The sequence below is a fragment of the Mycobacterium sp. URHB0021 genome (genome assembly GCF_054057895.1).
Window position 1 is genome coordinate 3,406,725 of sequence record NZ_JBSRZT010000002.1, and the last position, 14,829, is coordinate 3,421,553.

Sequence of the window (14,829 nt, forward strand, 5' to 3'; positions counted from 1 at the left end):
TTTCCGAGCCCTTTTTTTTCTTGGCGTGCTAGTCGTATCAGCAGGCTGGGGATCCGGGTTGGCGTTGGCGACAACGTTCGCAAGCGCGGCTGTGTACTTCTACTTTCATCTCGACCACGGTGGGCCGATCGTCGCGCACGACTTTCTCGCAGTGTTCGTCTTCCTGCCCATCGCACTCTTAGCCAATTTCCTCGGCAGGCAGGCCCAAGTACGGGCCGCCGAATCAGAGGAACGCCGCCAGAAAGCCGATGCTGTGGCATGCCTGGCCAAAACGCTAGCCGTGGAACAGGCGGCGCTCCGCCGCGTCGCAACGCTGGTTGCGCGCGGAGCGACTCCGGTGGAGATCTATCCGGCAGCCGTGGCCGAATTGTCCGGAGGATTGGGCGTGGACAACGTCACCTTGCTGCGCTACGGGCCCCACGGGGCAACGATTATTGCGAACGTAGGCGACCAGCACGGTGATGTAACTATGCACGAGGGCGAGCATATTTCGCTGGAAAGAGACAACGTAGCCTCTTCGATCCTGCGGCATGGCCGGCCGGCCCGGATGGATGGTTACGCCGGCGCAACGGGTTCTACTGCCGAGCGCATTCGGTCGCTCGGCCTGCTTTCCGCCGCAGGCGCGCCGATCATCGTCGATGGCCGCATCTGGGGTGCCTTGATGGTCGGGTCAACGCGAACCGAACCGCTCCCGCCTAACACCGAACGGCGCATCGAAGACTTCGCCGACCTGGTGTCCACTGCGATTACCAACGCCGAAATCCGTGCCGAACTCACTGCTTCTCGCGCTCGAATCGTCACCGCGGCAGATCACGCACGGCAACGTTTCGAACGTGACCTCCACGATGGCGCGCAGCAGCGAGTCGTCTCACTTGGCCTCCAACTTCGTGCCGCGGAGGCGCTGGTGCCACCTGACCTGGACGAGTTACGAGCGCACATGTCGCGTGCTGTCGTCGGACTCGGCGCAATCGCAACCGAACTCGGCGAGATTTCCCGCGGGATACATCCCGCCATTCTGTCGAGAGGCGGCCTAGGTCCTGCGATAAACGGACTAGCCCGCCGCTCAGCAATACCAGTACGTCTGGACCTCGCCGTGAAATCCAGGATGCCGGAACAAGTTGAAGTCGCTGCGTACTACGTCGTCGCAGAAGCTCTGACAAATGCCGCCAAGCACGCGCGCACATCTGAAGTCACCGTCCGCGCCGGCATCGCGGACGGAAGTCTGCGTCTGAGGATAGTCGACAACGGGACCGGGGGCGCAGTCGTCGGCAGTGGGTCGGGACTCATCGGACTCAAGGACCGTGTCGAGGCACTTGGCGGTCGCCTTGAGGTTGTCAGCCCAGTCGGGCGCGGAACGACACTGGCTGCGACTATTCCGCTCCCTACCCTCCACCTCTGAGCTTGGCCAGCGAGGCCGAACTCTGTGCCAGGCGGCGGCGCGGCCACTTGCGGTGAGGTGCATCCGCGATCGTGGCTTCGATGGCGGTACTGCGTGCGGTGCCAGCGACCTGTCGCCAGGGTTGGTCAACGGCGTCTTCGTTTGGGTGGGGCGTAATCGGCGAGAATGCGGGCGCGCCAGCGTTCGAGTTCTGCGTGGAAGTCCGTCCCAGGCAGGACTATCCAGGCGTATGCGACTCCCAGTCCATACATCAGGCATTCACGCGCAGCGTCAGACGCTTGCACATCGGCGCGCACCGACTTGTCCTCCTGGCCTTGCGTCATCGCGGCGGCGACGGTGGTCTCCAAAACTTCAAGCCATCGAATGATTCTTGGTGTTATGACCTCAGAACCGCGGGCTGCTTCGAAGCCCAGGACGAACATGGCCTTTAAAAAACGCTCATCGTCGTCGGCGAGTTGGCCCAGGCGCTCGAGAATTGTCAGTACCCGCTGCAGGCCGGTGAGACCGTCGTCCGTGCCGCCAAGGATCTGCTGCTCGAACTCCGTGCGCATGAGTTCATCGAGCAACGCATCCTTAGTGCCGAAGCGCGCGTGGACCATCGCTCTGCTGAACCCCGCGCGCACGCCGATCTCCGCCGCGCTGGTCGCCTCGTAGCCCTGTTCGGCCACAAGGTCGACGAGGGCCTTGCGCAGTCGACGCGCAGAGTAAGCGTTCTGCTCCGCACGAGTCCGCGCAGTGTCCTTATGTGCGCTTCGATCCATGGGGATGAGTTTATGGGAGCAGTGCGTTTAAGTTTGTTGTCGACAAACAACAACATTCCGTCGGGTGCTGAGCGACTGTGTGACGGTTCGACGAGCGTGTCGGTCGCCAAGGTTGGGGAAGTAGTGAGGTGCCGCCATGCGACTGGTCCACCCGTTCGCAGGACGCCGACGTCGAGGCGGTCCGTCCCGACGGATGTGCCGCGTACCAGGCACTCAAGTCCTCTATTGCTGCAACCAGCCGCCTATGACCTGTCGTCTCTAAAACCTGAAAGGATCTGTATGCGTTACTGCGATTACCTGTTCAGCCCAGAGCAGAAGATAAAAGTCGAGCCCCTGTAATTGCTCACGCAAACGCGTTGAGCAATGTTCGGCGGGGAGTTGATGTCGGCAGGGCGCCGCAGCTGATCTCGTACGTGGGATTCGTCACCGCTGATGGCGAGGTCACCGAGTTGGTTGACGCCCTCTGCGTCGAGCAGCGCCCGGTGCGACGGGAAATTCTCGTAGCCAGGAAAGAGTCGACGCGCCAGGTCCTAAACGACAGCCAGACTCAGAGGAGTGAGATGTTTTCTGGTCATGCATGGCGCGTGGTGAAATTCGGCGATCCGAGGGAGGCGGTCGAACTCCAGGAGATGAGCTGGGCTGAGCCAGGCGCTGGGCAGGTGCTGGTTCGGGTACGCACCGCGGGCGCGGGGTTCCCCGATGTGCTCATGGTGGCGGGCCAGTACCCCCTGTCGGGTGATCCACCCTTCGGTCTGGGCTTGGAAGCCGCGGGTGAGGTTGTCGCCGTGCCGGCAGGGTCACGGTTCGCGATCGGCGACCAAGTGATGGGCATTACCGATTTCCTGCAGGGGTGGGGTGGGTACGCCGACTACGCGTACCTGCGAGAGGGCTCGGCGATCCGCATCCCGACTGGCATGACGGACGAACAAGCTGGTGGTGTCCCGATCGGCTTCCGAACGGCCTACGCAGGCCTGGTCGAGCGAGCCCCGGTCGAGGCTGGACAGACGCTACTCATCCTGGGTGCGGCGGGCAGTAGCGGTATAACCGCGGTCCAACTTGGTAAGGTGCTGGGCGCCAGGGTAATCGCGGTAGCGGGCAGCGGGGAGAAGGTGGAGTTCTGCCGACGACACGGCGCTGACCATACGGTGAACTACCGCACCGACGACCTGGCAGCTCGAATCGCGCAATTGACAGGCGGGCGCGGCGTAGACCTGATCTACGAACCGGTCGGCGGTGATATCGCCGTCACTGCGCTCAAGAGCATCACGCGCAACGGACGCATAGCAATCATCGGCCTGGCCAGCGGCACAACAGCGCCGCTTGACTCGACCGACATGTTATTGCGTAACTACACAGCGGTCGGGGTGCTCGCGACTCCCAACGACGACATGGCCGCCGAGGCCGCCGTTTGGCATCACCTTGCAGACCTAGCGGAACGGGGGGCAATCAGGACGCCGGTGGGAGCCGTGTACGGCTTCGACCAGGTGCCCCAGATGATCGGCGATCAGGCTGCCCCAGACGCTGGAAAGACAGTGATCACAGCTTCTTGGTAGCGGAACATCGAAAACTGAACGGGCTAAGCGGTCTAGGCAACGTTGCGGATCGGCTCTCGGCGCGCTCCGGTCGCGTAGATCAACCGTGCCGGATCAGGTCCGCGCTGCGTTCGGCGATCGCGTAGACCGTTGCCGCGGGATTGTTTGATGGGATGGAGGGCATTACCGAGGCATCGATAACGCGAAGTCCATTGATTCCGTGTACTCGCAGTTGCATGTCGACAACGCTTTTGGGCGTGGTGCCCATTGCGCAGGTTCCGACGGGATGGAAATAGGACGCGACAGCCTGTTGAACGTATCGGCGCAGTTTGTCATCGCTTGCGGCTGCTAGACCCGGTGCTATCTCTTCGGCCCGCCATTCATCGAGGGCTTCTGCGGCGCCGATTTCGCGGGTGATTTTGAGTCCGTCAAGCATGGTTTGCATGTCGCGTTCGTCGCCGAAGTAGTTCGGGTCGATCAGCGGCGCCGCGTCCACGTCCTGTCCCGGCAGTCTGACGCGACCGCGGCTGATCGGTTGCAGAACAGACACGCCCAGGACATAGCCACCGACATCGCCGAGTCCCGGTACGTTAGCGGAGTCGACGCCGAAGATCTGGATGTCAGGTGCGCCACCCGCCGCATTGGTGCGGATCAATCCGATGAGCTCACCATGGTTGTGTTGGGCGGCCGGCACCGGTTGAGCGGCGCGATAGACGATCGGAGTTATTGGATGATCCTGCAGATTCAGACCGACTCCGGGTAGATCCACGAGGACATTTATGCCGCATGACCGTAGGTGATGCGGCGGTCCGATACCCGACCTCATCAACAGATGCGGCGATCCGATCGCGCCTGCGGCGAGTACGACCTCGCTTGAGGTGGCAACCATTAATTGGCCGTTGCCGTCGGTGTATTGCACTCCCGTGCAGCGATTGCCTTGGATGACTAGGCGCCGAACGGTCGTGTCGGCGGCGAATTTGAGGTTGGGCCGATGCAGGGCCGGTGCAAGGTATGCATCAGCGGCGCTTTGCCGCCGCCCGGCGGCGATCGTGAGGTCTGTGAACCCAAAGCCGACCTCGAGGCCGCCGCTGACATCGCCAGCTCGGCCGTAACCGCGCTCTAGTGCCGCGTCAAGGCATGCAACCAGAACGGGGTTTGGCGGGTAAGCGGGAGCAACGAGCATGGGCCCGCTGCGGCCGCGCAGCGTGGGCTCGCCGTGGGTTGCCGTCTCGCTGCGCTTGAAATATGGCAGCAAATTGTCGAAATCCCAAGAAGTCGCGCCGGGGTTATTCCAGGTGGCATAACTGTCTCGATGGCCGCGGGCGAAGACCATCGCGTTGATAGTCGAGGATCCGCCGATGCCTCGGCCTCGGACAAGTGGAATAGCTCTGCCGGTTTGGGTTTGAACCGTCGTCGTGTCACCCCAGGTTGCCTCACCCTGCATCAGTGTCGGCCACGCCGGGGGGGTAGCGCTGGCCGCGGGCGGCGTCGCGCTTCCCGCCTCGAGCAGCAGCACGCTGAGGTTTTCATCTTCGGTAAGCCGCCCTGCGACAACCGATCCGGCGGTGCCCGCCCCGACGACAATGAAATCGTACCTGTTATCTTGCTTTGACATATCGAATCTCATTCACATTGACGGACATGGTTTGCAACGCAATAACATTGCGCAATAGCACTTGGTATTTGACGATCGCAACTTTTCGATGCTGACCGGTTAATCTCTTACGATGGATTGCGCGATATCGGTGAGTTCGTCGAGCTCGCGTAGAGTGTCGGCCTCCGGGAGAGTGGGCAGCAGCAAGGCGATTTCGTCGACACCGGCCTGTGCGTAGGCTTCGAGGGTTTGTCTGTCCCTTCCTGCACCGCAGATGGTGGTTGGTATGTCGAGGCGCCCGTGATCGGCTAACCATCGCCGGCCGCGCAAGACTTCGTCCGGGGGAATCCCGCCGAGCGGAAGCCAACCATCGCCAAGGGATCGGAGTCGCTCTAGTGCCGCCGTGCTTGCACCGCCGATGTAGATGGGTGGAAACGGCTGCTGCACCGGTTTCGGCCACGATGCTAGGGCATCGAAACTGACATATTCTCCGTGGAACTCAGCAGTATCGTTGGTCCATATTGTCCTGAGGGCTCGAATTTGTTCGTTGAGTCTGTTGCCCCGCGTGTCTGGTTCATGCCCGTGGTTACGCATCTCTTGTCGATTCCAGCCGGCACCTACACCGAAAACAACTCGGCCATCCGAGACCAAGTCCAAGCTCGCGACTTCTTTGGCGGTGAAAATGACATCTCGTTGACCGAGCAGCACCACCCCGGTGGTCAGGGTAAGTGTCTGGGTCGATGCCGCCGCCGAAGCGAGCGCCACGAACGGGTCGAGAGTTCGGTAAAAGAACGGCGGCAATTCGACGACGCGCGTGTCTGTCTTGTCGGACGTGAGTGGCTTGTGAGAATGCGTGAGTGGCTTGTGAGAATGCTCGGCGACGACCAGGGAGTTAAATCCGCGCTCTTCCACCGCTTTTGCGAGTGCACCGGGGCGGATGCCGAGATCAGTGACGAACGTTGCGATACCAAACTTCATGCTGATGTCCACGATTTCATCATCGGAGCGTCAGATTCGTTGCGGTATAAGGGCCCTGGAGTCAGAAATTTCAAGAGGTTCCAGCTCCTTCCAGCCGTGCGTGCGGACCGCAATACGGGACTGACGGTCTTCACCGAGTGAAGTCATATTGCAAACGTCAACCGCTACCAGGCTTTGCGACGGCCGGACGCCTGCATCTAGACTAAGTGAGCGAATCTACCGTCCACCAAGTGGCTGTTCCACCAAATGGAACATTGGTCACCGCACAGGACCACGGGTGCATCTCCGTCAACGTGAATCAGCAACGCGCTATACATTTTTTACATCTGATGCTGACGGTGCATCAGATATAAACGTGGTGACGGCCAGCGACATCCACACCTTCGGCGAGCTGGCATCTACCGTACGTCTTCGCGTGCTTTCGAACGAATGCTGATGGCAGGCCGGTTATCTGCCCGACAACGGTGACCAGAGGTACACCGCCCATTCCAGGTCGCCCAGTAATTCTGAGCCGGTCGGGATCAGGCGAAACCGTGCTAGCACATGGGTCACACAGCGTCGGATTGGACTCAAAGAGGCGCTCGTCGAAGTACTCGGGCGTTAGCGTGAGACGCACGGACCTCCTACGGGTGAATGCCAGACACATCCACTCCGTTCAGGAGGTCCTCCCACTTCCAAGCAGGCACGCCGTCAACAACCCCCGCGTCACGACAGCTAGCAGCTTAGGAGCTCCAGGAATTGCTGTCGTTTGGCCCACTGCGGCTGACGGCCCGACCCCTTCCTCAGACGGCGGAAATTGCCAACCACCTCCACAGACTTACCTTGAGTTGCATCGACCGGTGGAAACCACGCCGTCGCGACTGATCGGCGACAAGTAGGTCCCCACACGCAGTGGCATGTTTGGCATCGTTACCAACCGGCCGTCCGATCAGTCAGGATGCCGTATCGGCTTTCATTCGCTCTGCGGTGCGTTCGGCGATTGCCACTACCGTGGCGTTAAGGTTGGCGCTGACGATGTCGGGCATGATCGAGGCGTCGGCGACCCGGAGTCCTGTAACGCCGTGTACGCGTAGGTCGGTGTCGACGACGCCGAGTGAATCTGTGCCTATCCGACAGGTTCCCGCGGGGTGGAATGACGTTCCGGAGGATCGGCGCATGAAGTCGCGTAGTTCGGGTTCGTCAAGGATTTCGGGTCCGGGCAGGATTTCTGCTCCTCGCCACGGATCCAGTGCGTTGGCCTCACCGATACTGCGGGCCATGCGGAGATATTCGATCATCGCTTGAAGATCGGCGTCCTCGGCGTAGTAGCCGGGATTGATAAGAGGCGCGAGCTCAGGATCGCTGCCAGCGAGGCGAATTGAACCACGGCTGGCCGGTGGCGCGTATTGTGAGAAGGCGAGCGTGTATCCCTCCTCAGGTAGTAAGGAGGCGAACCGCTGATCGGCCACTATCGGCCCGGCGGGAAAGTCGATCATCATCAGGTACATGTCCGGCGCGTCGCTGGGAGCTAGCTCGCTGCGCAACATCGCGATCTCTTGGCAGAAGCCGTTATCCGCCGTGTGCATAGGCTTCTTCGTCGAGTAGATGATGCGGCTTTGAACGTGGTCCTGGAGATTTTGACCTACCCCAGGCAGGTCGACGACAACGGGAATGCCGAGGCACTTCAACTGGTCGGCCGGTCCGATTCCTGATAGCAGCAGCAGTTGTGGGGAACCGATGGCACCGGCGGTCAGCACGGCTTCGCGTTCCACTCGCACCGAGACCACGTTGCCGTCGATTGCAAAGTCGACGGCTACACATCGAGAGTAGTTTGCGATCCGCAGCCGATGCACCAGCGCTCCGCCGATCACGTCAAGGTTGGCACGGTCCATCACTGGGCGCAGGTAAGCATCTGCCGCACTCTGGCGCTGCCCCTCAACGACATTCATGTCGGTGCGGAACACACCAACCTGCGTTTCGCCATTGATGTCATCGGTGCTCGGGTAACCACCTTCGATGACCGCCTGACAGAACGCTTGAGCGCCCAGGCTTTCATTGCGCATCGGTGCGACGCGGAGCGGCCCATGCATCCCTCGAAACTGGGGGTCACGCTCAGGTGCGGTTTCACTGCGCTTAAAGCAGGGTAGGAGATCCTCGTAGCTCCAACCGGTGGCTCCCGACGCAGCCCACCCGTCGTAGTTTGCGCGATGGCCCCGGATATGGGCCATCGCGTTAATGGCGCTCGAACCACCTAGAACCTTTCCCCGTGACCAAAGATGCACCGTGCCATCAGTCCCTGGTTGTGGCACGGTGGAATAGCCCCAGTCGACGGCGGAACCAAGTAGTCGCCGAGGGAAAGAGTCGACGGGGTACACGACTTCCGGTGGCTCTACCGGACCTGCCTCAAGAAGCAGGACGCGAACGTCGGCTTCTGAAAGCCGCGCCGCTAAAACCGATCCCGCGGTGCCGCCGCCGATGACGACGTAGTCGTAGCTGGCTAACATGAGAGTTGCTCCTACCTCTTCCTGCTCTAGCACCTGCTGAAGGTTTACCGCCAGCGATCCGGGCGGTTGGAGTGCGTGACCTGTGGCGAACCGAAGTCGCTACAGGAGTCGCATGGAATATTCAACGAGGTGGACCTATGCCGTGCAACCGCGTGTACCGCTTAGTGGAACCGTCGTTCGCCCGGACCACAATCGGAAGCGCCGGCTAGGGTCGATCCCGATGATGTGGTTGCAATGCGAGCTGCCACTGTCATTCGCTTTATCGCGCCTCCACGCTGGCAGCTTCACCGCGCGCATAAAGTGGAATTTAGGCATTGTGCCTGCGGGGCAACGGCTGTAATGCGACCGCTCTCTGGTCACATTCGTGACGGGTCGCCGCTGATTCATACCGCCGCCGAGACAGCGAAATCGTCGAGCGGACCCCAAAAGGCATATCAGCTTCATTCGCAACACGCTCAAGTTCGGGATTGACGAGCCCCAAGCCCGTCACCAAGAGAAATCTCAGCGTCCATGCCAGCCTTGCGACCACGCTGCTACGTCCACTTGGCCGCGTCCCAACTGATGACTCGCCATCATCGAACGGACCTTGTCGAACACCGCGAACAACGCACTGCAGTACCTTTCCCATCACCGTCCAACCCTGCTACTGGCATCAACCTTCCTGGGTCTGAACGCAAAGCATCATGTTCCACACAGCGGGACAAGCAGAAGCGTTACGGAAGCGGTGCATGGCAGCCTCAACTCATGAAAACTCCGGCGCCACTCCGCGATCGGCGCGCACATCAACGTCGGTGTAGACACGGGGGCTGTCAGATAAACGGTGGATCTGATCTTGGCATTGGTTAGTTGCCAGTCGGAGTGATCCGGCCGTTGAAGGTGATCGCGAACGCATTTAGTGCGGGCTTCCACCTCATTGCCCATCGTGCCTTACCGCGGCCGGTGGGGTCTAGGGATCGGGTCACCAGGTAGAGACACTTCATCGCGGCCTGTTCGGTCGGGAAGTGCCCGCGGGCCCGAATCGCCCGCCGATAGCGAGCATTCAGTGATTCGATCGCATTGGTGCTGCAGATGACACGGCGGATCTCGACGTCGTAGTCCAGGAACGGCACGAACTCGCTCCAGGCGTTCTCCCATAGTTGGGTGATCGCCGGATACTGAGCACCCCATTTCTCGGTGAACTCGGTGAAGCGTTCCTTGGCCGCCGCCTCAGTAGCTGCGGTGTACACGGGGCGGATGTCCCTGGCGATGTGGTCCCAATACTTGCGCGACGCATAACGAAACGTATTGCGCAGCAGATGAATCACGCACGTCTGGACCACCGCCCGCGACCACACCGTATTGATCGCGTCGGGCAGCCCTTTGAGGCCGTCACAGACCACGATGCACACATCGACAGTGCCGCGGTTCTTGATCTCAGTGAGCACTGAGAGCCAGAACTTCGCACCCTCGCCACCGTCGCCGGCCCACAGCCCGAGGATGTCGCGCTCCCCGGCGCAGGTCACCCCGATCGCGACGTAGATGGGCCGGTTGGTGACCTGGCCATCGCGGACCTTGACGAAGATTGCGTCGATGAACACCACCGGATACACCGATTCCAACGGCCGGTTGCACCATTCGGCCATCTCCTCAATCACCTTGTCGGTAATCCGGGAGATGGTGTCCTTGGAGACGGTGGCCCCATAGACGTCATCAAAGTGCGCCGCGATCTCCCCGGTGGTCAGACCCTTGGCCGTCAGCGACAACACGATCTCATCGATGCCGGTCAACCTGCGTTGCCGCTTCTTGACGATCACCGGATCGAAGGTGCTGTTGGTGTCCCGCGGCACGTCGAGCTCAACCTGGCCGATCTCGGTGAACACCGTCTTCGATCGAGTGCCATTGCGGGAGTTTCCGCTGCCGCGCCCCGCGGAGTCATGCTTGTCGTAGCCGAGGTGCTCGGTCATCTCGGCACCTAGCGCGGTCTCGAGGACATTCTTGGTCAGTTGATTGAGCAGGCCGTTCGGACCTACCAGTTCCACACCTTGTTCTTTGGCCTGCGCGAGCAACTGCTCGGCGAGCTGCTTGTGATCCACATCGATCGCCACGGATTTCAGTGTTTCGGACATCATCAGTCCTTCCCGCCAAGCTCACGCCCGGCGTGTCAGACCAAGACCAGATCAACCGTTATTCAGACAGTCCCTAGACACGCTCACCACCCGCAGGGGTGGCGGGGCTAGCAGTTTACGACCACGCTGACTTTCGATCGCTGGTGATTTTCTCGATCGAGGATGACGCATGGCCTCGTCGAACAGAGAGGTGGGTGCGGCTTCGTCGATGTGCCGCAGCGCGGACTCGGCCTGGACCGCGTCGGTAGTCAGCGGCCCCTCATTGGGCCTTCGGTCGCGAGCATCCCGGGAGACTGCCGCGCATATATGGACTAATTGTTAATTTGCTGAATTTGTGGGCGCGAGGCATAGAAAGGGAGTGTGAGTGAGATGGCTGATCGCGTCGCCCTGGTGACGGGTGCATCGGGCGGAATCGGACACCAGGTGGCTGTCCGACTCGGGCAGGCGGGCATGGCCGTGGCCGTGCATTACGCCGGAAACAAGGACCGCGCGCAGGCGGTGGCCGAGGAGATCGTCGCCGCCGGCGGACGCGCGCTCGTGGTGGCCGCCGATGTGGCCGACGAGGCGCAGGTGGTAGCGATGTTCGACGAGGTCGAGGCCGAATTCGGAGGCATCGACGTGGTGGTCAACACCGCAGGCATCATGTTGCTGTCGCCGCTGACCGAGTTGAACCTCGACGGCTTCGACCGGATGCACCGGACCAACGTGCGCGGCACGTTCGTGGTGAGCCAGCAGGCGGCGCGCCGCGTCCGGAAGGGCGGCGCCATCATCAACTTCTCGACCTCGATCACCAAGATCGCCATACCCGGCTACACGGCCTACGCCGCAACCGAGGGCGGCGCCGTTGACGCGATGACGCTGATTCTCGCCAAGGAGATGCGGGGTCGCGACGTCACCGTCAACGCCGTCGGACCCGGACCGACCGCCACACCGCTGTACTTCGAGGGCAAGACGCAGGATGTCATCGACCGCGCGAAGGCGGCCGCGCCATTGGAGCGGCTCGGTGAGCCGCAGGACATCGCCGAGGCGGTCGCCTTCCTCGCCGGCCCGGCGCGCTGGGTCAACGGTCAGGTCATCCTCGTCAACGGCGGGCGCAACGGGACGGTTTGGTGCTCTGGGTGGGTTCGTCGAGTTCACGCGGCGGCACCCCGCCCTATCTCGGGCCCTACTTCGCAGCCAAGGCCGCCGAGGATGTCCTCACGGTCAGTTATGCCGCCGAACTGACGCTTGGGCATCGACACCACGATCGTCATCCCCGGTTCGTTCACCACGGGCACCAACCACTTCGACAACGCCGGACACCCGGCCGACGCCGACGTCGCGGCCGCCTATGACACCGAATACGCGGGCTTGCTGGACGAGGTCGGGCAGAAGCTCGCCGAGATGGCGCCCGCAGACGCCGACCCGTTCGAGGTCGCCCGCCAGATTGTGAAAGTTGTTGAGGCGGAGAAAGGTTCACGGCCGTTCCGGATCTACATCGACCCGGCCGACGACGGCGCCGAGGACGTCTTCCGCGTGGGTGACCGGGTCCGGCAGTGGTTCTACCAGCGGATCGGTCTCAGCGATCTGCTCAGCGTGAGCAGTTCAGGGACACCGAAATAGACTGGCTGGTGACGACCTGCACCAGTACGCGGTCGCCGTCTCGGCCCCGACCGGGCCCGGTGTAAGGCACCCACTGGGTGACTCTGCTGCGGGTTGCACACATTGGTGACCACACACTGATCTATTGGGGCAGTGCCGAGGCGATCGATGTCGACGGCGCAGCCCTACTCGGGGTCAACCGCAACGTCTCGGTGCGTATGCACCTATTTCTTATTGGCGATATTCAGACCTTTCATGGCAGCGTCATACCGACGCCCTGATGGGTCTATCTGGGTGTCATGCCGGTAGCGCCGAGGGCCCGCCGATCGTTGCCATCGTCGAGCGCCGATCAAGCCACGGTGACGATTTGTCGGCGACCGCCGGTCATGGAGGCGAGCTGAGGTCTGCGTGGCGGTTTGGCCGGATAGGTCCTGACCCTGGCCAGCAACGCTTCCGCGTGTGCTTGGTGACGGCCTATCCACTGAGGCGGATGGTTGGGTCGGCTCAATGCGGTGGCCGTGGCCAACTCTGCACCATCTCGATGTATCGACCGTTGTTGATGCAGCCCGGGCACGATTCCTACCGGATCGCCTGGCAGGCAACGTCAATGAGCTTCACTTGTAGGGGGCCGCGCTCGCGGTCTGTGTAGTCTGCGAATCGAACGCGGCGTCGAAACGCCGGAATACGTCAATGGATTGTCAGCACGCACGGGCGGCTGAACTCGTCGGCGCCCGGTTGAAGACATCAGACGAACCATGGCGATCTGGATCTCGTCACCGTTGGCCAGAATTGCCGACTCGACAGTTCGACGGTTAGGTGACCCGCGTCGAGTGGTGGCCACGTCCAAGACGTTCAAGCAGCTCGCGCGGCTCTCCGGTGCGGCGCCACAACGTAAGGGACCGTTCGTTCATCGTGAGCTCGCGCGGCGCGATGTCCGAGCGCGGACGCCACGGCTGGCCACGATGTGCGCATTTGAACGCGCGAGGCTGCGCGGCGTGTCCGACCCGCGCAGTCGTCAGATCCTCGCCGGCGCGGTGCTCGCGGAGTTGACCATGGCCACGTTGGACATCGAGTCGCTCGAGGTCTGTCCATGGCGCTCCGCGAGGGCATTGTGTTGAGGCACCTGGAGTCGATGACCTACTCGCCCCCGTTCTCCTTACAGCCTGTGCAGCGCACGACAACCCACGGTGTCGCTTCGGTGACCGCATTGGCGCTTGATCAACGACACTGAGGACGATTCCTGTGCTGTGCAGGGCGGTGGTCGCCAACGCGACTCGTCTGCGAATCCATGCAGTAGCCGACGATGCGGGTGGGAGAACACATCCTTGATCGCGCACAAGTAGAGCTCGCTTCGCGAGCCGGATGCTCGGTGATGTCGCTCAGTCCACAATAATTCGACCTTCGCGCTGAAGTCCCGCCCAGCAGATCGTCGTGAACTGGTGGACCCCACTTCGCCATTCTTGCCGCGCTTCTTTCCGATTACGCTCCAGAACCTGTGGGTCGACAGGAATCGCCCGTAGTGCGCGCGGCCATCGGGTCGCCGGCGGCGCGGGGACTTCCTCGACCAGGTATCGGTAGCCGAACTCCGGATCCTCGCGGCGGCGAGGGTCGGGATCACTGCTTGACCGGCCAACGGGTCACCGTGCGCTTCACGGCGGTCTGGCAAGCCCTCGTGCTCCCCGCTTCAAGGCCTACCTGCGACGACGACTCCTCACCGGCAAGGCACCGTCCAAGATTCCTTGTATGCACAGGGTGTCCTGACGCAGAGCCGTCGAAGATGTCCTGATACGGCACATTGACACCGCGGTGCGTATGCGTGCGTAGTGCCACGAATTGATCTTGAGGGTTGGGATCCTGGGTGAGGGTGCGACTATGTGTGGGTTATGGAGCTGATCGACCGCGGCACCGAACGCAGACTGCTCGATGGGGTGCTGCGGGATGTGGGGTTCGGGTCACAGGCGGGTGCTGGTGCTGCATGGCGATCCGGGCGTAGGTAAGTCGGCGTTGCTGGAGTATCTGCTAGCCGTGCATCGGCCTGCCGTTTGGTTCGTGCTGCTGGTGTCGAATCGGATATGGAGCTCGCCTATGCTGCGCTGCACCAGTTGTGTGCGCCGATGCTGGATCACCTCGAGCGTCTCCCGCTGACATCACAGGAATCGCCAGTCGCGCGGTTGGCCGCGGAGGGTCTGACCAATCCCCGTCATTGGCGGCCGACTGTTCATCAACGCGAAGACCGTCCAGTCCCACCTGAGAGCAAGGTGTTTACCAAGCTGGGCATCAGCTCACGCGCCAACTTGGTCATGCCCTTGGCAATTGTGGCTTCTAGGACCGCCTCGGTTTTGTCTACTGAAAAACGTGCCTATCGTCATGCAGCGGCAATTGGTGGGACTATTTGA

General features: G+C 61.7%; 10 protein-coding genes and 2 pseudogenes. 7 read left to right on the forward strand and 5 right to left on the reverse strand.

The features are described from left to right. Positions 1-58: 58 nt before the first annotated feature. Positions 59-1,399, forward strand: a complete 1,341-nt coding sequence (locus ACVWWN_RS18995; protein WP_457145232.1) for a GAF domain-containing sensor histidine kinase — start codon at positions 59-61, stop codon at positions 1,397-1,399. A 125-nt stretch (positions 1,400-1,524) separates the two neighbouring features. On the opposite strand, the gene ACVWWN_RS19000 is transcribed toward ACVWWN_RS18995, so the two are convergent. After that, positions 1,525-2,160: a TetR/AcrR family transcriptional regulator gene (locus tag ACVWWN_RS19000; RefSeq protein ID WP_457145233.1), complete on the reverse strand. Its 636-nt coding sequence runs from the start codon at positions 2,158-2,160 to the stop codon at positions 1,525-1,527. Between the two features lie 560 nt (positions 2,161-2,720). Here ACVWWN_RS19000 and ACVWWN_RS19005 point away from each other — a divergent pair. Further along, positions 2,721-3,713, forward strand: coding sequence for an NADPH:quinone oxidoreductase family protein (locus ACVWWN_RS19005; protein ID WP_457145234.1), 993 nt, complete (start codon positions 2,721-2,723; stop codon positions 3,711-3,713). A gap of 79 nt (positions 3,714-3,792) precedes the next feature. On the opposite strand, the gene ACVWWN_RS19010 is transcribed toward ACVWWN_RS19005, so the two are convergent. The 4 genes from ACVWWN_RS19010 to ACVWWN_RS19025 form a co-directional block, all read right to left on the reverse strand. After that, the gene (locus tag ACVWWN_RS19010) at positions 3,793-5,307 is read right to left on the reverse strand and encodes a GMC family oxidoreductase (protein WP_457145235.1); all 1,515 of its coding nucleotides are present in this window, start codon (positions 5,305-5,307) and stop codon (positions 3,793-3,795) included. A gap of 99 nt (positions 5,308-5,406) precedes the next feature. Then, complete coding sequence (locus tag ACVWWN_RS19015; protein WP_457145236.1) at positions 5,407-6,276, reverse strand: LLM class F420-dependent oxidoreductase; 870 nt, start codon at positions 6,274-6,276, stop codon at positions 5,407-5,409. A gap of 920 nt (positions 6,277-7,196) precedes the next feature. Continuing rightward, on the reverse strand, positions 7,197-8,747 hold the full coding sequence (locus tag ACVWWN_RS19020) for a GMC family oxidoreductase (protein ID WP_457145237.1): 1,551 nt from the start codon (positions 8,745-8,747) through the stop codon (positions 7,197-7,199). Between the two features lie 842 nt (positions 8,748-9,589). Continuing rightward, entirely contained in the window at positions 9,590-10,852 is a 1,263-nt protein-coding gene (locus tag ACVWWN_RS19025) for an IS256 family transposase (protein WP_457145238.1), read from the reverse strand. 369 nt (positions 10,853-11,221) lie between these two features. On the opposite strand from ACVWWN_RS19025, the pseudogene ACVWWN_RS19030 reads away from it, so the two are divergent. The 5 genes and pseudogenes from ACVWWN_RS19030 to ACVWWN_RS19050 all read left to right on the forward strand — a co-directional run. Then, positions 11,222-11,944: pseudogene (locus ACVWWN_RS19030) on the forward strand (SDR family oxidoreductase); the annotation flags it as partial. A gap of 135 nt (positions 11,945-12,079) precedes the next feature. Then, on the forward strand, positions 12,080-12,454 hold the full coding sequence (locus ACVWWN_RS19035; RefSeq protein WP_457145239.1) for a hypothetical protein: 375 nt from the start codon (positions 12,080-12,082) through the stop codon (positions 12,452-12,454). Between the two features lie 77 nt (positions 12,455-12,531). Continuing rightward, positions 12,532-12,714: a hypothetical protein gene (locus tag ACVWWN_RS19040; protein WP_457145240.1), complete on the forward strand. Its 183-nt coding sequence runs from the start codon at positions 12,532-12,534 to the stop codon at positions 12,712-12,714. Positions 12,715-13,188: 474 nt separating this feature from the next. After that, positions 13,189-13,551, forward strand: coding sequence for a Ppx/GppA phosphatase family protein (locus ACVWWN_RS19045; protein ID WP_457145241.1), 363 nt, complete (start codon positions 13,189-13,191; stop codon positions 13,549-13,551). Positions 13,552-14,316: 765 nt separating this feature from the next. Beyond that, positions 14,317-14,829: pseudogene (locus ACVWWN_RS19050) on the forward strand (helix-turn-helix transcriptional regulator).